The organism is Rhizobium sp. CBN3 (genome assembly GCF_030518245.1).
Lineage (GTDB): Bacteria > Pseudomonadota > Alphaproteobacteria > Rhizobiales > Rhizobiaceae > Rhizobium > Rhizobium aethiopicum_A.
In genome coordinates, this window is sequence record NZ_JAULSE010000003.1 from 397,336 (window position 1) to 413,052 (window position 15,717).

Annotated in this window: 17 protein-coding genes and 2 pseudogenes; 3 read left to right on the forward strand and 16 right to left on the reverse strand. The window is 63.6% G+C overall.

The annotated features are described in order from the left end of the window. Positions 1-165: 165 nt before the first annotated feature. The 8 genes and pseudogenes from QWJ46_RS07190 to QWJ46_RS07225 all read right to left on the reverse strand — a co-directional run bounded on the left by QWJ46_RS07190 (position 166) and on the right by QWJ46_RS07225 (position 7,169). A complete protein-coding gene (locus tag QWJ46_RS07190) occupies positions 166-2,160 on the reverse strand; it encodes a heme lyase CcmF/NrfE family subunit (RefSeq protein ID WP_302750114.1) in 1,995 nt (664 codons plus the stop codon). Beyond that, positions 2,157-2,639, reverse strand: coding sequence for a cytochrome c maturation protein CcmE (gene ccmE, locus QWJ46_RS07195; RefSeq protein ID WP_302750116.1), 483 nt, complete (start codon positions 2,637-2,639; stop codon positions 2,157-2,159). The genes QWJ46_RS07190 and ccmE overlap by 4 nt, the downstream gene beginning before the upstream one ends. Next, positions 2,636-3,797, reverse strand: a pseudogene (ccmI, locus tag QWJ46_RS07200) (c-type cytochrome biogenesis protein CcmI). Before ccmI ends, ccmE begins: the two are co-directional and overlap by 4 nt. Positions 3,798-3,862: 65 nt before the next feature. Further along, positions 3,863-4,288, reverse strand: a complete 426-nt coding sequence (locus QWJ46_RS07205; protein ID WP_302750120.1) for a hypothetical protein — start codon at positions 4,286-4,288, stop codon at positions 3,863-3,865. Positions 4,289-4,406: 118 nt separating this feature from the next. Beyond that, positions 4,407-5,810: a HAMP domain-containing sensor histidine kinase gene (locus tag QWJ46_RS07210; RefSeq protein ID WP_183840761.1), complete on the reverse strand. Its 1,404-nt coding sequence runs from the start codon at positions 5,808-5,810 to the stop codon at positions 4,407-4,409. Continuing rightward, on the reverse strand, positions 5,800-6,471 hold the full coding sequence (locus QWJ46_RS07215; protein ID WP_085777499.1) for a response regulator transcription factor: 672 nt from the start codon (positions 6,469-6,471) through the stop codon (positions 5,800-5,802). Before QWJ46_RS07215 ends, QWJ46_RS07210 begins: the two co-directional genes overlap by 11 nt. Before the next feature lie 53 nt (positions 6,472-6,524). Further along, the gene (locus QWJ46_RS07220; RefSeq protein WP_184458780.1) at positions 6,525-6,773 is read right to left on the reverse strand and encodes a hypothetical protein; all 249 of its coding nucleotides are present in this window, start codon (positions 6,771-6,773) and stop codon (positions 6,525-6,527) included. A 3-nt stretch (positions 6,774-6,776) separates the two neighbouring features. Then, positions 6,777-7,169: a hypothetical protein gene (locus QWJ46_RS07225; protein ID WP_184458781.1), complete on the reverse strand. Its 393-nt coding sequence runs from the start codon at positions 7,167-7,169 to the stop codon at positions 6,777-6,779. Between the two features lie 67 nt (positions 7,170-7,236). On the opposite strand from QWJ46_RS07225, the gene QWJ46_RS07230 reads away from it, so the two are divergent. Further along, a complete protein-coding gene (locus QWJ46_RS07230) occupies positions 7,237-8,460 on the forward strand; it encodes an MFS transporter (RefSeq protein WP_302750274.1) in 1,224 nt (407 codons plus the stop codon). 109 nt (positions 8,461-8,569) lie between these two features. Here the strand turns inward: QWJ46_RS07230 and QWJ46_RS07235 are convergent, their stop codons facing one another. Next, positions 8,570-8,908 (reverse strand): Dabb family protein, encoded by a 339-nt coding sequence (locus QWJ46_RS07235; protein WP_184458782.1) that lies wholly within the window; start codon positions 8,906-8,908, stop codon positions 8,570-8,572. A 13-nt stretch (positions 8,909-8,921) separates the two neighbouring features. Next, positions 8,922-9,616 (reverse strand): annotated as a pseudogene (locus QWJ46_RS07240) (hypothetical protein). 157 nt (positions 9,617-9,773) lie between these two features. Here QWJ46_RS07240 and QWJ46_RS07245 point away from each other — a divergent pair. Beyond that, positions 9,774-9,935 (forward strand): hypothetical protein, encoded by a 162-nt coding sequence (locus QWJ46_RS07245; protein ID WP_184458784.1) that lies wholly within the window; start codon positions 9,774-9,776, stop codon positions 9,933-9,935. Between the two features lie 9 nt (positions 9,936-9,944). On the opposite strand, the gene QWJ46_RS07250 is transcribed toward QWJ46_RS07245, so the two are convergent. The 4 genes from QWJ46_RS07250 to QWJ46_RS07265 all read right to left on the reverse strand — a co-directional run bounded on the left by QWJ46_RS07250 (position 9,945) and on the right by QWJ46_RS07265 (position 12,667). Then, a complete protein-coding gene (locus QWJ46_RS07250) occupies positions 9,945-10,505 on the reverse strand; it encodes a TetR/AcrR family transcriptional regulator (RefSeq protein ID WP_302750125.1) in 561 nt (186 codons plus the stop codon). A gap of 20 nt (positions 10,506-10,525) precedes the next feature. After that, entirely contained in the window at positions 10,526-10,987 is a 462-nt protein-coding gene (locus tag QWJ46_RS07255) for a nuclear transport factor 2 family protein (protein WP_302750127.1), read from the reverse strand. A gap of 77 nt (positions 10,988-11,064) precedes the next feature. Next, positions 11,065-11,997 (reverse strand): pyridoxamine 5'-phosphate oxidase family protein, encoded by a 933-nt coding sequence (locus tag QWJ46_RS07260; RefSeq protein WP_302750129.1) that lies wholly within the window; start codon positions 11,995-11,997, stop codon positions 11,065-11,067. A gap of 58 nt (positions 11,998-12,055) precedes the next feature. Then, entirely contained in the window at positions 12,056-12,667 is a 612-nt protein-coding gene (locus tag QWJ46_RS07265) for a glutathione S-transferase family protein (protein ID WP_302750130.1), read from the reverse strand. Positions 12,668-12,799: 132 nt separating this feature from the next. On the opposite strand from QWJ46_RS07265, the gene QWJ46_RS07270 reads away from it, so the two are divergent. Beyond that, complete coding sequence (locus QWJ46_RS07270; RefSeq protein ID WP_302750131.1) at positions 12,800-13,693, forward strand: LysR family transcriptional regulator; 894 nt, start codon at positions 12,800-12,802, stop codon at positions 13,691-13,693. Between the two features lie 2 nt (positions 13,694-13,695). Here QWJ46_RS07270 and QWJ46_RS07275 read toward each other — a convergent pair whose 3' ends face one another. Both QWJ46_RS07275 and QWJ46_RS07280 read right to left on the reverse strand, forming a co-directional pair. Next, positions 13,696-14,064, reverse strand: coding sequence for a DUF983 domain-containing protein (locus QWJ46_RS07275; RefSeq protein ID WP_064801332.1), 369 nt, complete (start codon positions 14,062-14,064; stop codon positions 13,696-13,698). Positions 14,065-14,260: 196 nt separating this feature from the next. Next, the gene (locus tag QWJ46_RS07280; protein ID WP_302750134.1) at positions 14,261-15,664 is read right to left on the reverse strand and encodes a PLP-dependent aminotransferase family protein; all 1,404 of its coding nucleotides are present in this window, start codon (positions 15,662-15,664) and stop codon (positions 14,261-14,263) included. Positions 15,665-15,717 lie beyond the last annotated feature (53 nt).

A 15,717-nucleotide genomic window follows, 5' to 3' on the forward strand; every position in this document is an offset into this window, starting at 1 on the left:
CGGGGAGAAGGTGCCCGACAGGGCGGATGAGGGGGCGATCCCTCGCAGCAATAACGACCTTTCGCTTGCGCTCAAAATCCTCGCGGCTCTGGCGCTCGGCCCCCTCATCTGCCCTTCGGGCATCTTCTCCCCGACGGGGAGAAGCGGAAAAAAGGTGCGAGCGCATCATTCCGCCGCCTTCATCACAGGCGCTGCCGGCTTTGCCTTGGCCTTTCTCCGCGGTGCGCCGACGCGCAGACGCCGGTCGGAGAGCGAGACGAGGCCGCCGGCGGCCATGATCAAGGCGCCGCCCCAGATGCAGAGGATGAATGGCTTCCACCAGATGCGCACGACAATGCCGCCGTCCTTGGTGGCGTCGCCCAATGAGACATAGAGCTGGCTGAGGCCGAAGGTCAGGATACCCGCCTCCGTCGTCGGCATCTGCCGGGCGGTATAGAGCCGCTTGGCCGACCAGGTATCGGCAATGGTGACACCGGCGCGGCGGATGGTGAAGTGGCCGCGCTCCTCGGTATAGTTCGGTCCCCTGCCCGACCGCATGCCGTCGAACTCAAGGCTGTAGCCGCCGGCTTCGACCGTAGCGCCCGGCTTCATCTCGACGACATGTTCGCTCTGGAAGGTGGTGACGGCGACGATGCCGAGCACGCTGACGCCGAGCCCGGCATGGGCGAGCGCCGTGCCGAAGGCCGAGCGCGGCAGGCCCGACAGGCGGCGCCAGGCGATGGCGCCCGCCACCTTGCCGATGCCGGCCCGATACCAGAGATCGGCAATGGCGCCGAAGATCAGGAACAGCCCGGCCGCCAGCCCGAGCACCGAGAGCACCGGCCCGCCATGTTGGAGATAGAAGAAGACCAGAGCGGCGGCGAAGGCGAGGCCGGCTACGGCATAGAGCCGCTGCAGGGCGCCGAGCAGATCGCCGCGCTTCCAGGAAAGCAGCGGCCCGAACGGCACAATGACGAGCAGCGGCGCCATCAGCAGGCCGAAGGTCAGGTTGAAGAAGGGCGGCCCGACCGAGATCTTGTCGCCGGTCAGCGTCTCCAGCAGCAGCGGATAGAGCGTGCCGGTCAAGACCGTGCCGCAGGCGACCGTCAGGATCAGATTGTTGAGGACGAGAGCGCCTTCTCGCGAGATCGGCGCAAACAGCCCGCCGGCCGCAAGCTTCGGCGCCCGCAGGGCAAACAGCGACAGCGCCCCGCCGATGAAAATCAAGAGGATCGACAGGATAAAGACGCCGCGGGTGGGATCGCTGGCGAAGGCATGCACCGAGGTCAGCACGCCGGAGCGCACCAGGAAGGTGCCCATCAGCGACAGCGAGAAGGTCAGAATGGCGAGCAGCACCGTCCAGATCTTCAGCGCCTCGCGCTTTTCCATGACGAGCGCCGAATGTAAGAGCGCCGTGCCGGCAAGCCACGGCATGAAGGAGGCGTTCTCCACCGGATCCCAGAACCACCAGCCGCCCCAGCCGAGCTCGTAATAGGCCCAGTAGGAGCCCATGGCGATGCCAAGCGTCAGACAGGTCCAGGCAGCCAGCGTCCAGGGTCTGACCCAGCGGGCCCAGGCGGCGTCGATCCGGCCTTCCAGGAGAGCCGCCACGGCAAAGGAGAAGCAGACGGAAAAGCCGACATAGCCGAGATAGAGCAGCGGCGGGTGGATGGCGAGGCCAATATCCTGCAGCACCGGATTGAGATCGCGGCCCTCGGCCGGGGCCGGATCGAGCCGCAGGAAGGGATTGGAGGTCAACAGGATGAACAGGGTGAAGGCGAGCGAAATCCAGGCCTGGACGGCCAGCACATTGGCCTTCAGCGTCTCCGGCAGGTTGGCGCCGAAGATCGCGACCAGGGCGCTGAACAGCGCCAGGATCAACAGCCAGAGCATCATCGATCCCTCGTGATTGCCCCAGACGCCGGAATATTTGTAGATCAGCGGCACCAGAGAGTGCGAATTCTCCCAAACGTTCTCGACCGAGAAGTCGGAGACGACATGGGCATAGGTCAGGACGGCGAAGGCAAAGGCGACGAGGGCAAACATGACAAGCGAACCGACGCTCGCCACATCCATCATCGCCGGATCATGGCGGCGGGCGCCGATCAGCGGCACGATCGAGACGATCAGCGCCGTCGCCAGCGCCAGCACCAAAGTGTAATGGCCGATCTCGATGATCATGGCGTCGCTTTGGCCTCCTGCCCCTTGCCTGCTCGCCCTTGGCCTTCCTGCCACAGCCCCTGCTGTTTCAGCTTGTCGGCCACCTCCTTCGGCATATAGGTCTCGTCATGCTTGGCCAGCACGGTGTCGGCGGTAAAGATGTTCGTTCCGGCGGCAAACATGCCCTCGGTGACCACCCCCTGGCCCTCGCGGAACAGATCGGGCAGGATGCCGGTATATCTGACCTTCACCGCATTGGCGCTGCCGTCGGTGACGGAAAACTCCACCGTCGAGCCGGCGCCGCGTACGACGCTGCCCGCCCCGACCAGGCCGCCGAGCCGGATGCGGGTCTCCGGCGCCACCGGCGTCTTGGCAAGATCGGCCGGCATGTAGAAATAGGCCACCGATTGGCTGAAGGCGAACATCACCAACAACACCGCCGCCAGGATGAAACTCATCCCGCCGGCGATCACCGCAAGGCGCTTCTGCTTGCGCGTCATTGCGTCATTCCCTCCGTGGCTATGCCAAGCTCCCTGGCAAGCGCCAGCAATTGCCGGCCCCGCTCGCCGGACGGCGGAAAGGCGGCCAGCCCGCGCTTCAGGGCGTCGGCTGCGCGATTCTTATCGTTCAATACGGCGTAAGAGCGGACGAGCCGCATCCATCCCTCGAAATTATTGGGATCCTCGCTGAGCTTGGCATCGAGGCTTTCAACCATGCCGCGGATCATCTGCTGACGGTCGCCGACGTTCATGTTTTCAGCAGCCGCCACATCTTCCGACGTCGGTCCGCCGGGCGCCGCCGGCGGGGCGACCGCGCCGCCGTTCTTGGCGATATGTTCATTGACCAGCGGCAGCCAGGGCGCATCGGCCGGCGATTGCTGCGCCAGCGCCTCGAAGGCCCGGCGCGCCTCGTCGGCTCGTCCCGCCTGCTCCATGCTGAGCGCGATGTAGAAGCGGGCACGCGGATTGTCGGGCGCCAGCGTCAGCGACTGCTCCAGCGCCTGGCGCGCTTCCTCCGTCACGACGCCGTCGGAGACCGCCATCAACGTCTCGGCAAGACCGTCGAGCCGGATCGGGCTCGGGCCGAGAAGCCGTATCGCGTTGCGGTAGGCGACCTCAGCATCGGCCACCCGCATCGTGCGGAAATAGATCGGCGCCAATACGTCCCAGCCCTTGCCGTCGTCGGGATTCTGAGCCAGATGCCGTTCGGCCTTGGCGATCAGCACCGCCACATCGTCGCCGGGATTTTCCAGCCGCGCTTCCAGCGGCTGCGACGGCAGATCCGGCCTGCCCGTGGTCAAATAAAGACAGAGCCCGAGCGCCGGCAGGATCAACAGGACGAAGACTTCGGTGAGACGATGATGCCGTGCGGGTTTGTCTATCGTCTCCGGCTCGCCGGCAGAGACGGCGATCAGCCGCCGGCCGATTTCGGCCCTGGCGTAATCAGCCTCCTCAGGCGTGATCAGCCCGCCAGCAAGGTCTCGGTCGAGTTCGCGCAACTGGTCGCGATAGACTGCCGCCTCGCCGGCGCGACTGTTCTGCGCCGCCTTCGCACCACGCAGAAGGGGGTAGAGCAGGATGACGGCGACGGCTGCCGTCAGAACGGCAACGAGAATCCAGAACAGCATATCGGCCCAAATACGTGAAGCGCACGCCTATTCCAACTGCCAAAGCCGGAATGACGAAGATTTGAGGCTATTCGCCGCAATTCAGGCTGAAAACGCTCAGCCGAGCGGCGACCAGCTGCCATCCTCGTTGCGGCAGGCCGCACCCCGCGCCACGGTTTCCTTGCCGTCGACGGTCAGCGTATGGGTATATTGCCGGCAATTCTGCGAGCCGACCTGATACGGCGCGGCCGCCACGACCTTGCCTGTGACGTCCTTGCCGCTCCAGACTACCGGCTGGCCGACCGCCGCCCCTTCCAGCGCCCGATACTCCGCCTCGAGCGCCCGCTGCTTGTCGCTATCGCTCAAGCTCACGCTGCTGCGGCCGACGATGCCGCCCTGCAGCGCGGTGATAAAGGCGGCCGACGCGGAGGGTTTGCTCGAAAAAATGCCGCGCGAAACAGCGCCCTTCGTCGTCGTGCAGCTGGTGAGCGCGACGGCGAGAAGAAGGATGGAAACCATCATGCCTTGCGAGCGTAGAATCATTGCGTCGAACCACGATCAGAGGTCAAATTCAGCCGATCGAAGTGCAGCGTCCCCGTGTCAGCATTGTGGCAAAACATGCTATACATTTGCCACTATCCTTGTGACATCAAGCAGTTGGTCATGCAACATCCTTTGTGACGCCGGGCAGGATAAGCTTCGCCTTCAACCCGCCCCATTCGCCGCGGGACAGTTCGAGCCTTCCCTGGTATTCGTTGGAAATCTCGGTGACGATCGAAAGGCCCAAGCCGGTTCCAGGCTTGCTTTCGTCGAGCCTGCGGCCACGCTTCAGCGCTTCGCGGATCTGGTCGGGCTCAAGGCCGGGCCCGTCATCCTCGACGGCAAGCTCCACCCAGCGCCGGCGGACGCTTGCCTCCGCTCCTTTCACGTCCTCGCCGGCTTCGACGGCCGAAAGCCGCACTCTGCTCTTGGCGAAACGCGCCGCATTTTCCAGGAGGTTGCCGACGGTTTCCTCGAGATCCTGCTGTTCCATGGCGACGGCAAGATGCGGCGGCGAGACGACGAGATCGAATTCGGTATCGACGTTCAGCCGGCGCATGACGCGCACCAGCCGCTCCAGCGCCGGTTCGGCATCGGTGCGGGCGAGCACGGATTCGCGCTGGGCGGCGATGCGGGCCCGGTTGAGATAGGATTGCACCTGCCCCTGCATCGATTCCGCCTGACTGCGCACCAGTTCGCCATGGGATTTCTCGAGCACCCGCGCCTCGTTCAGGAGAACGGCGATCGGCGTCTTCAACGAATGGGCGAGATTGCCGACCTGCATGCGCGCCCGCTCGACGATGCGGCGGTTGCTGTCGATCAGCGCGTTCACCTCGTTGGCGAGCGGCAGGATCTCCCGCGGGAAGTCGCCCTTTAACTGCTCGCTCTCGCCGGCGCGAATGCGCTCCAATGCGGCACGCGCCTTGTCGAGGGGCTTCAGGCCGTAGAGAATCGCCAGCGCATTGACGATCAGGCTGCCGACGCCGAAACCGGCGAGCGCCAGATAGAGGCTGTGGGAAAAGGTGCGGACATCATCTTCGACGACGTCTACATTGCCGGTGACGCGGAAGCGCGCCGCGCGCCCGTCGGTGTCGAGCACCACTTCGGTCTCGGCCACCTGCACGCGGTTCCCGGAGGCATCCGTCACCTGGTAGTAGCGCTCGTAATTCTTGTCGAAAGGCGCCTCGACGACGGAGGGTACCGGAATGAGCGCCGAGCCGAGCGAGGGCGAGACCAACGGCGCAGTCGTATAGGTGCCGAGCGGCTCCACCACCCAATACCAGCCGGTCTTCGGCTGAGCGAACCGCAGATCACCGAGCTGCGGGCTGCCGCTCAACGCCCCCTGATCGCCGATCGTCACGGAATTGATGACGTTATAGAGCTGCGCCCGCAGCAGATCCTGGAAACCGCGTTCGGCGCTCTTGCGGTAGAGCGTCGAGATCAGCAGGCCGATCACCACCAGGGCCACCGTCGACCAGACCGTGGTCAGCAGCAACACGCGTGCGGTGAGCGACTTAATTCGCATGTTTCGGCGCTTGAATGCGATAGCCGAGACCGCGCACCGTTTCGATCAAGTCGACGCCCATTTTCTTGCGCAGACGGCCGACGAAGACCTCGATCGTGTTGGAATCGCGGTCGAAATCCTGATCGTACATGTGCTCGACGAGCTCGGTGCGCGAGACGACCTCGCCCATGTGATGCATGAGATAGGCGAGCAGGCGATATTCGTGCGAGGTCAGCTTCAGCGTCGTGCCGTTGACCGTCGCCTTCGAGGATTTGGTGTCGAGCCGCACCGGCCCGCAGACGATCTCGGAGGAGGCATGGCCGGCCGCGCGACGGATCAACGCCCGAATGCGCGCCAGAACTTCCTCGACGTGAAAGGGCTTGGTGACATAGTCGTCGGCGCCGGCATCAATGCCGGCGACCTTGTCGCTCCAGCGGTCGCGCGCCGTCAGGATCAAAACCGGCATGCCGCGGCCGGCGCCGCGCCATTTTTCCAGCACGGTGACGCCGTCCATCTCCGGCAGGCCGATATCGAGGATGATGGCGTCATAGGGTTCGGTGTCGCCGAGGAAATGGCCCTCTTCGCCATCGAACGCCTGGTCGACGACATAACCCGCCTCCTTCAGCGTGTCGGTCAGCTGCCGGTTCAGGTTGACGTCGTCTTCGATTACCAGGATGCGCATCGGTCCGCCTTCGTCCGCTTCAAATCGATCGTGTTTGAATAGACCGATTCCGCTTACATCGGAACCTTTACCGTTACCTTGCGTGGACGCTGGCCATTGCCCGACACGAGAACGGTAATGATGCAGCTATCGCCCACCGGTTGCACGGACAGGAGCTGCCCGCCCGTCTGCTCGACGACCTGGGCGGCGGCGGCGCTGCAATCGCCGGCCACACGCAGGACGAGGGCGCCTGCGCCATCCGGTGAGGGCGCCGATGCCACCAGTCCGGCGGCCACTACTGCGACGCTCAGAGGAAAGGCCATGTCTTACGCTTTCAAGGTAATTCCAACTTGCTGCGAATATGTACTCAAGCGACCTGAATGGCAAATGAATGCGCTGTAATACAGGGCATTTAGCACCGTTCTCGCCTGTTCGGCACAGTCGATTCCTGCCGACGGAAGCCGCCCTCGCAGCAGCCGGAGGCGGCGCTTTCCCCGCTCCGCAAATGCCGTTCCCCAGGCGGGATCAATGCCTTTTTCATCGCGCTGCGAGCAGGTCGGCGGTGATTGGCGATTCGGCCACAGCGTTTCGATGAAAGCGGCGGCATGGCGGCCGATATCGTCAGCTTCCGTGCGCAGCAGGTCGTCCTGAAATTGTACCGGCCTATCTTTTTTCCCGCCGGAGAAAAAGCGCCGGGCCGCAGTCCGAATCGACGGCACCTGCTTTCACCGGTCGATCGAAACTGTTATGTCTTTGCCGCTTCCATTTCAGGCCGTTCCAGCACCGATGCTCATTTCCTACCGCTTCCGCTCGGCGCAGACGGTCACCGTCCTCGCCGTCACCCAGCTGATCGGCTGGGGCACGACCTTCGACATGCTCGGGGTCATGGGCCGCATCGTGGCGCCCGATCTCGGCATTGCGAACGAGGTGGCGTTTGCCGGCCTGACGATCATGATGATGGTCAGCGCCGTCGTCGGTCCGATGACCGGCGGCTGGCTTGCCCGTTATGGCGCTGCCCGGGTGCTTGCGGCGGCTTCTCTGACCTTTGCGCTCGGTCTCTCGCTGCTTGCTGCCGCAAACGGCGTCATTCTCTATGCCGCCGCCTGGGTGGTGATCGGCATCGGCGGCGCGCTCGGCCTGTCCGCGCCAGCCTATACTGCCGTCGTCGAACGCGAAGGGATAAACGGCAAGCGCGTCATCGCCATCCTGATGCTGTTCACCGGGCTCTCGAGCGCCGTCTTCTGGCCGATCCTCAGCCTGCTCAACGATGCCTTCGGGTGGCGCCTGACTTTCCTCATCTGCGCCGCGCTGCAATTCTTCATATGCCTGCCGCTGCATCTTTTCGCCCTGCCCAGGCCGATCGCGGCCCTGCTCGACGGCGGCGCGGCCGACATCGCCCCGGTGCCGCTGTCGAAGGCGGCGCAGCGCAAGGCCTTTCTGCTGATCGCCACCTCGACGACCATCACCACCTTCATCACCTTCGGCATCTCGCCATCGCTGCTCGAGATCTTCCGTCAGTCCGGCGCCTCGCCGGCTTTCGCGCTGCAGCTCGGCTCGGCCCGCGGCATTCTCGGGATCTCGGCACGGTTCCTGGACATGCTGCTCGGCCGGCGCGGCAATCCCATCGTCAGCGCTGCTATGGGCACCGGCCTGATGCTGACGAGCTTCCTGATGATGCTGATCGTCGGTCCTTCGACGCCGCTGCTCGTCAGCTTCATCCTGCTCTACGGCTTCGGCGCCGGCGTCATGACCGTCGCCCGCGCGCTTCTGCCGCTCGCCCTGTTTTCGCCGCGCGAATTCGGCCTGCAGTCGGCCCGATTGTCGCTGCCGCAAAACCTTGCCAATGCCGTCGCCCCCGTCGTCTTCACCGCCATTCTCGATCGAGCCGGCACCGGCCCGGCGCTCTTTGCCGCAGCCGTGCTCGCGGCATTGTCGCTAACCTTTGTGATGATGCTGATGACGCTGGTGCGCGGCGCACAGGCATCACAGCCGAGCACCGCCACCTCGTGAGATATGGATCCAGGCCGTTCTCCGGCTCATGATCAACAGGCGCATTTGGCGAATCTTTTGAATCGCTTGCGGCGGCTTTTTCGAAACTCGCGTTCAGGGGCTCAGAAGTTCATTCAACTGGGCGGCTCGAATCCGGAAGATCGCTTAGCGGCCGCGTCACCGCCGTGCGGCTGTCGTAATCGGCGGCGATGCGCTTTTCCCGGAGCGGGCGCACGCGCTCGATCGAACGCTGGTACTCGGGGTGCGCCTTATAAGCAGCGAGAGCCGCCTCATCGTCGAATTCGCCATAGACCACGAAATCAATCTCGGTGCCGAGCTGATCGGTCTTCACATTGGTGCCGATTTCAAGCAGCCGCGCGTATGGAATGGCGGTCAGGATCGAAAGACCCGCCCTCACCTCCTCCAAATGTTCCTCCTGCACGGTGAAGAAGACGATATGGCGGATCACGCGGAAGCTCCTGTCAGATTCCAGAGGGGTTGGCCCGCGCGATAACACGCGCGCCGCGAGCCTTCAACCGCGCGGCCTGCCCTGCGCGGCATCCGGACGCAGCGCCGCATGGAAGGTCATGGCGTAACCCGCGAGCTTCTCGGCCCGGTCGGTACCGTTGACGATGCGGCGTGCATTGACCCAATCCTCGGTCGTCGCATTCAGATGATCGGCAAGTTTGTGACCGGTAAAGCTGCCCTGCAGCATGCCTTCGATCAGGATCGTCACCGCCGCATCCATTTCCATCGCCCGATCGGGATCGGCAACCAGATCGATGCCCGTCAGCACGCTCATCGCCTCATAATTCCGTTTATGGGTGAGCTGCACCAGGCCGCGCCCGAGCCAGCATCGGCCATCCTCGTCCGGCCGCCAGTAGGGCGTCTTCACCCAAGAGAGCCGGCCTGCGGCAAAGGCTGCCTCGAGGATCTCGACCGCGCGCACATCGCTTTCAGCCAGCGTCTCGCGCACCGGCTGCATCGTATAGGCGGTCTCATGAAAGGCGGTAGCGAGGATATAGGCGAGCCACCGGCGGTCGGCCTCAGCGAACCGCTTTTCCCAGGCATCGACAATCGCCGTCATACCCACCACCTGAGGCTGAGTCAGCTCTCCTTTGAAGAGCTCTTGCCGCACCGCATCAAAAAAGAATACCCGGTCCATGTGGACAACCATTCCGCGCTTCCCCTGAACCTTGTGGTTAAAACCGCCTTAATCGATTAAAATAAACTTAATCGTTTGAAGTGTCTAAGCCCCTGATTTACACGCCTTTTGTCTTGTGCAATGCATTTTTCACGCCCTGAAGCCTTACCACCACAAGAGGAGACTTCCGATGCAGACGCCGGCCAACACTCAGACCACCATTCCCCAGCATGTCGTCGACCAGATGGAAAATGAGTGGCGCCAGATTCGCCTTGAGCGCGAGAATACCCGCCCGGCACCGGCAGCCTCAACACCAGCGCTGAGAGATACAGGCAAAGCGGTGCAGATGTAAGGCTTGCCCTCATCGCGTCGCAGCCTCAAGCCGGTTCGCCAGCGTTTTCAGCGACCGGGTGAAGACCGTTCCATCTCTGAGCGCGCGCGACAGCACCAGCGCGCCTTGAATGCCGCAGACGCCTTCCTCAGCAAGCGTCTGCGCCTCCGTCTCAGCACAGCCAGCCCGCATCAGCGCCGAACGCAACGCCTCGATCCAGCGGATGAAATAATCGGCGATCTCAGACGAAAACCGCTCGCGAGTGTCGTCGAGCGCGAAGGCGCCGACAAGGCAGATGCGGCCGCCGGCGCGAAAGTAGTCATTGACATTGACCCACATCGCCGCAATCGCCTGACGGGCGTCATCATTCCTCAGCGGCCGATAGATCGCCTGTTCGAACCAGGCATCGATATCGGCGAGCACTGCGCCGGCCATCTCCTCCTTGCCGCCAGGGAAGAAGTGATAAAGGCTGCCCTTGCCGATGCCGGTGCGTTCGGTGATGCGGCTGAGCGTAGCGCCCTCATAGCCGAGCTCGCGGAAGGTTTCGGCGAACACCGGTACGATGTCGGCGCGTTCATAGACGGTCTTCACCGGCCCAAGTTCATCCTATTCTAGAGGCCGAGCTCGGTCAGGCCGGGATGGTCGTCCGGCCGCCGACCGAGCGGCCAGTGGTATTTGCGCTCCGTTTCCCGGATCGGCAGATCGTTGATGCAGGCAAAACGGCGCTGCATCAAGCCGGTCGCGTCGAATTCCCAATTCTCATTGCCGTAGGAGCGGAACCAGTTGCCGCTGTCATCGTGCCATTCATAGGCAAAGCGCACGGCGATGCGATTATCGGTAAAGGCCCAGATTTCCTTGATCAGCCGGTAATCCAGTTCCTTGGCCCATTTGCGGGTAAGGAAAGCGACAATCTCGACGCGGCCGGTGATGAATTCGGCGCGGTTGCGCCAGCGGCTGTCCGGCGTATAGACGAGCGAGACGCGCTCGGGATCACGGCTGTTCCAGCCGTCCTCGGCAAGACGGACTTTGCTGGTGGCGGTCTCAAGGGTGAAAGGCGGAACGAGGCTGGACATGATCTTCTCCTGTACCGATCCGTCTCTGCTGTACCGATCGGTATATCAATCTGCAAGCGGCCTGATGAGGCGTCTTCTCAGCGGTCGAGATTGCGGCTCCAGCGCAACGGCAGTGCGTCCGGGCGAAACACGATGTGTTCAGGCGTAAAACGCCACAGCCTTTCGGCCCTTTCAAAGCTGGCGATCTCAGGTGAAGACAGCGATATTTCAGCTCTTCCGGTCATCTGCAGCATGTCGCCGGTTTCGAAATCGACGAAGACCAGTCCGGCCTTCGGATTGACGAGAAGATTACCGAGCGTGTTGAAGAACCGGTTGCCGGGAAAATCGGGGATGGTCAGCACGCCGTCGGCGCCGAGCCGCACGAAACCGGCATTTCCGCCGCGATGAGACACATCGACCTGCCGCTCGCCATTATCACGATCGACATGGGAGGCGACGAAAAACGTATCGGCGTTCTCGACCATGCGCCTCGCCCGGTCGTCGAGGTTGACGGAGTGAACCGGCCGCATCGCGGCGGGTTTATCGGGATCGCGGACAAAGGCGGCCGCGCGCGGCTGGATATATTGCGGGCAGTTGCCGAAGCTCTGGCCGACCCGCAGGCGGAAAGCCTCGGCATCCGTCCTGCGGATGACGCCGTTCAGCCGATTGCGCCTGCGGGTCTCGAGCTGGATGCCGAGCAGCGCGATCGCGTCTCCATCTTCCATGCCGGCATCGGCAGGATCGTCCGGATCGCGCCGCAGATCGACGTCGAGAGCCTCCGGCACCGGCGAGGACATGAACCCCGGGCGCCCCGCGCGCATCGTCGCCCAGACATCGCCCCTGGCGTCGACTGCGCCGAGCACGACGAAAGGCAGCATCGGGAAGAAGGCGCGGTGCTGTTCGGGCATGGCCTTGCGGATGAAATTGCGCCCCGGCCCGTCCATGCGTTCGACGACGCCGATACTGCGCTGCATGGCAAGTTCGCCCTCATGCCAGGGCGATGCGGTATCCTGACCTGTCTCGTTCAGCATCATGGGCTCCTAGTGGGATCATCGGCAGGCCGGGACGACAATCCGCCCCGGCGGCTCATCATGCGGCAAGGCCGATCTTCGTCTTGCGAAAGCCGACGAAACCCGGCAGCGCCTCAACGCGCGCAAGCCATGCGCGAACACTCGGATAGACCGAGGTATCGACATTGCCCTCGGGCGCGTTGGCGACGTAGCTGTAAAGCGCGATGTCGGCGATCGTCGGCCGGTCACCGAGCAGAAAACTATGGCCGCCGAGCTCCGCCTCGAGCAGTGCGAGGATGCGGTGCGCCCGCGCAATCACCTCCTCCGTGCGGAAATCGGCGCCGAAGACGGTGATCAGGCGGGCCGCGCACGGTCCGTAGGCAATCTCGCCCGCTGCGACCGACAGCCATTTCTGGATCCGCGCCGCCGCAACCGTCTCCTCCGGCAGCCAATCGGTGCGGCCGTATTTGCGGGAGAGATAGACGAGGATGGCGGAGGAATCGGCAATGACCGTGCCATCATCATCGAGAACCGGCACCTGGCCGAACGGATTGAGCTTGAGGAAATCCGGCGCCTTGTGGGCGCCTGCCGCCAAGTCGACCTCGACCAATTCATAGGGCACACCAAGCAGCGACAGGAAAAGATGGGCGCGATGTGAATGGCCGGATAGCGGGTGATGGTAGAGTTTCATGACGGCTCCTCTGGGAACGAAGGCGATTGGCGATGGCTGCTCGGAACCATCGGCAGTGAATCTACGGTCTTCCACTCAGATGCAGTAGAGTGCTAATCTGAAAGACAGATTTCCAATTTATGGAAGGATAGGATGGACCGCCTCGAAGCCATGACCGTGCTTCTCACCGTCGTCGAACAAGGCAGCCTGTCGGCCGCCTCGCGGCATCTGCACTCGCCGCTTGCCACCGTCAGCCGCAAGGTTTCGGAACTCGAAGCACATCTGGGCGCCCGGCTCCTGCAAAGGACCAACCGGAAGATCGCGCTGACGGAGGCCGGCCGCTCCTTTGTCGAGGCGGCGCGGGAAATTCTCGACCGCGTGGAAGAGGCGGAACGGACGGCGGCCGGCGAATACAGCGCGCCGCAGGGCGAGCTGACGATGACGGCGCCGATCGTCTTCGGGCGGCTGCATGTCCTGCCTGTCGTGGTGGACTTCCTGAAGGCCTATCCCGATATCAATCTGCGGCTGATGCTCGGCGACGGGCTGGCGAACCTCGTCGAGGATCATATCGACCTGGCGCTCAGGATCGGCAACCTGGCCGACAGCAACCTGATCGCCACAAGGCTCGGCGCGATCCGCCGCACGGTCTATGCAAGCCCGGATTATATCGCCCGGCACGGCGCAAGCCGCCACCCCAGCGATCTTTCCGCGCAGGATTGCATCACCTTCGAAGGCATGGCCTCGACGCAAAGCTGGACATTCGTCGAGGGCAAACGCGACCTTGTCGTGCCGATCCGATCACGGCTTGCGGTCAACACCGCCGAGGCGGCCGTGGATGCCGCCGTCGCCGGTCTCGGCATCACCCGCGTGCTCTCCTACCAGGCCGCGCGCGCCGAGAAGGCAGGCCTGCTGGTGCCGCTGCTTGCCGCTTTCGAACCGCAGCCGGCGCCGGTGCATCTCGTCTATCCCTCGCAGGGGCTGGTGCCGCTGAAACTGCGCGCCCTTATAGATTTCGCAACGCCGCGCCTGCGCGCAACGCTGAAATAGCGTCAGGCAAGCCTGCCTTCTTCCGCCTTGTAGAAGTACTGACTGGCGACCAGCCAGCCCTTCAGCGGCCGGAGCGGCGGAATGCAGGTAGCGAGCATGAAGGGACCGGTGACCAGAAGCTGTACCCAGATCGGCGCCGAGAACGCCACCTCCAGCCAGACGCCGAGCAGCACGCTCGGAATGCAGGCGAAGCAGATCACGAAGAAGGCCGGGCCGTCAGCCGGATCGGCGAAGGAATAATCGAGGCCGCAAGCCTCGCATTGCGGCTGCAGCGTCAGGAAGCCTTTGAACATATGGCCTTGGCCGCAGCGCGGGCAGCGTCCCCTGATGCCGGTCTGCATCGGGGGAAGCGGGGGATATTCGGTGTCCATGATTGACCTTGTCCTATCTCGCGGCTCAGTCAATGCCGCACAATGTATGCATTCAATATAAATACATTGTATGGGAGGCGCCAATCAATCTGTCAGATTGCCGCACAAGGCCGCCGGCCAAGGGCCGGTCCCAGCTTGCCGCTAACCCGTTCGATGGGCGGCTCCGCCTGCCAGACTCAGATGCGATACGGACGGGTCAGAAGAACGAACCTGCCATTTCCGGCGGACCTTCAAGCGCATGGGCCATAAACTCCAATGCGCCCTGCAACTTCGCCCGTTCGATCGGGCCTCCGAGGCAGACCCGCACAGCCTCGGGCGCGGCGCCTTCGACCGTGAAGGCATCGCTTGCCACCACGCCAATGCCGGAGGAATGCATATGGCTGCCGAAGGTGGAACGGGTCCAGCCCTTGGCCAAAGGCAGCCAGATATTGAAGCTGATCGAATCGGCGCGGTAGCTGCCGGCCGGCAGGACGGCGGCGACCATCTGCTGGCGGGCGCCCGCCTCTGCGCGGATGAAGCGGAGGATCGCATCGGCCGTGCCGTCCTCGATCCAGCGGGTGGCGAGCGCCATATTCAACGGCGAGGCCATGACAGTGTTGGCGCGCATGGCGCTGACGAAGGGCCACACTGCCCTGGTGTCTGGAGCCACGACATAAGCAAGGCGCAGGCCAGCGCCGAGGCATTTCGCCAGGCCGGCGATGTGCCAGGTCAGCTCGGGCGCCGTTGCTGCAAGCGGCGCAGGCCCTTCCTGCGGAATGAAGCCGTAGGCATCATCCTCGACGATCGGCAGATGATATTTGCGGGCGACGGCTGCGATTTCCTCGCGGCGACCGGCGGGAACCGTCAGGGTCGTCGGGTTCTGCAGCGTCGGATTGAGGTAGAGCGCCTTCGGGTTCAACCGCTCGCAGGCCGCGGCCAAAGCATCCGGCCGGATTCCATCCCCGTCCATCGGCAGGCCGGCAAGATTGAGCCGCAACTGGGCTGCGATCGAGCGCATCCCGGGATAGGTGATGATTTCCGAAAGTACGGTCTCGCCGGGCTTGGCCAGCAGGCCGAAGATCGCCAGGAGAGCCGGATGGGCGCCCGGCGTGACGAAGAACCGCTCCTGCGAGGGCGTCAGACCGCGGCGGCCGAGCCAGGCGGCGGCGGCTTCCTTGTCTACTACTGAGCCGCCGAAGCCTTGATAACGCAAAAGCGGGATCAGACTCGCGGCTACCGCCGACATGCCTTCACGCATGCGGGCGATCAACTCCAGATCGTCCGGTTCCGGCGGTAGGTTCATCGAGAAGTCGACAACCGACGCACGGCGGGGATCGGGCGCGTAATCGGCGCCTAAGTCCTGGTGCTGCCTGACGGCAGCGCCGGTGACGAAAGTGCCTCGACCGACATGGGAATCAACGAGGCCGCGCTTCTGCGCCTCGACATATCCTCTCGCCACCGTGGTGAAATCGACGTTCAGCCGTTTGGCAAGTTCGCGCTGCGGCGGCAGCCGGTCACCTGCTACCAAGTGACCGCTGCGCAGATCCGTTTCGATCAGATCGGCGATCGCCATGTAGCGCGGGCTGCTGCTGCGGCTGAGATCGGGATGCCAGTCCTTCATGTCGTGATCCGTGCACGTCTGATTCCTGGATTGACTGTATATTGTTGCGCAGC

Coding starts and splice junctions, on each gene's coding strand:
- QWJ46_RS07190 (WP_302750114.1), bottom strand. CDS start 2,160: ATGATCATCGAGATCGGCCATTACACTTTGGTGCTGGCGCTGGCGACG.
- ccmE (WP_302750116.1), bottom strand. CDS start 2,639: ATGACGCGCAAGCAGAAGCGCCTTGCGGTGATCGCCGGCGGGATGAGT.
- QWJ46_RS07205 (WP_302750120.1), bottom strand. CDS start 4,288: ATGATTCTACGCTCGCAAGGCATGATGGTTTCCATCCTTCTTCTCGCC.
- QWJ46_RS07210 (WP_183840761.1), bottom strand. CDS start 5,810: ATGCGAATTAAGTCGCTCACCGCACGCGTGTTGCTGCTGACCACGGTC.
- QWJ46_RS07215 (WP_085777499.1), bottom strand. CDS start 6,471: ATGCGCATCCTGGTAATCGAAGACGACGTCAACCTGAACCGGCAGCTG.
- QWJ46_RS07220 (WP_184458780.1), bottom strand. CDS start 6,773: ATGGCCTTTCCTCTGAGCGTCGCAGTAGTGGCCGCCGGACTGGTGGCA.
- QWJ46_RS07230 (WP_302750274.1), top strand. CDS start 7,237: ATGCTCATTTCCTACCGCTTCCGCTCGGCGCAGACGGTCACCGTCCTC.
- QWJ46_RS07245 (WP_184458784.1), top strand. CDS start 9,774: ATGCAGACGCCGGCCAACACTCAGACCACCATTCCCCAGCATGTCGTC.
- QWJ46_RS07255 (WP_302750127.1), bottom strand. CDS start 10,987: ATGTCCAGCCTCGTTCCGCCTTTCACCCTTGAGACCGCCACCAGCAAA.
- QWJ46_RS07260 (WP_302750129.1), bottom strand. CDS start 11,997: ATGCTGAACGAGACAGGTCAGGATACCGCATCGCCCTGGCATGAGGGC.
- QWJ46_RS07265 (WP_302750130.1), bottom strand. CDS start 12,667: ATGAAACTCTACCATCACCCGCTATCCGGCCATTCACATCGCGCCCAT.
- QWJ46_RS07270 (WP_302750131.1), top strand. CDS start 12,800: ATGGACCGCCTCGAAGCCATGACCGTGCTTCTCACCGTCGTCGAACAA.
- QWJ46_RS07275 (WP_064801332.1), bottom strand. CDS start 14,064: ATGGACACCGAATATCCCCCGCTTCCCCCGATGCAGACCGGCATCAGG.
- QWJ46_RS07280 (WP_302750134.1), bottom strand. CDS start 15,664: ATGAAGGACTGGCATCCCGATCTCAGCCGCAGCAGCAGCCCGCGCTAC.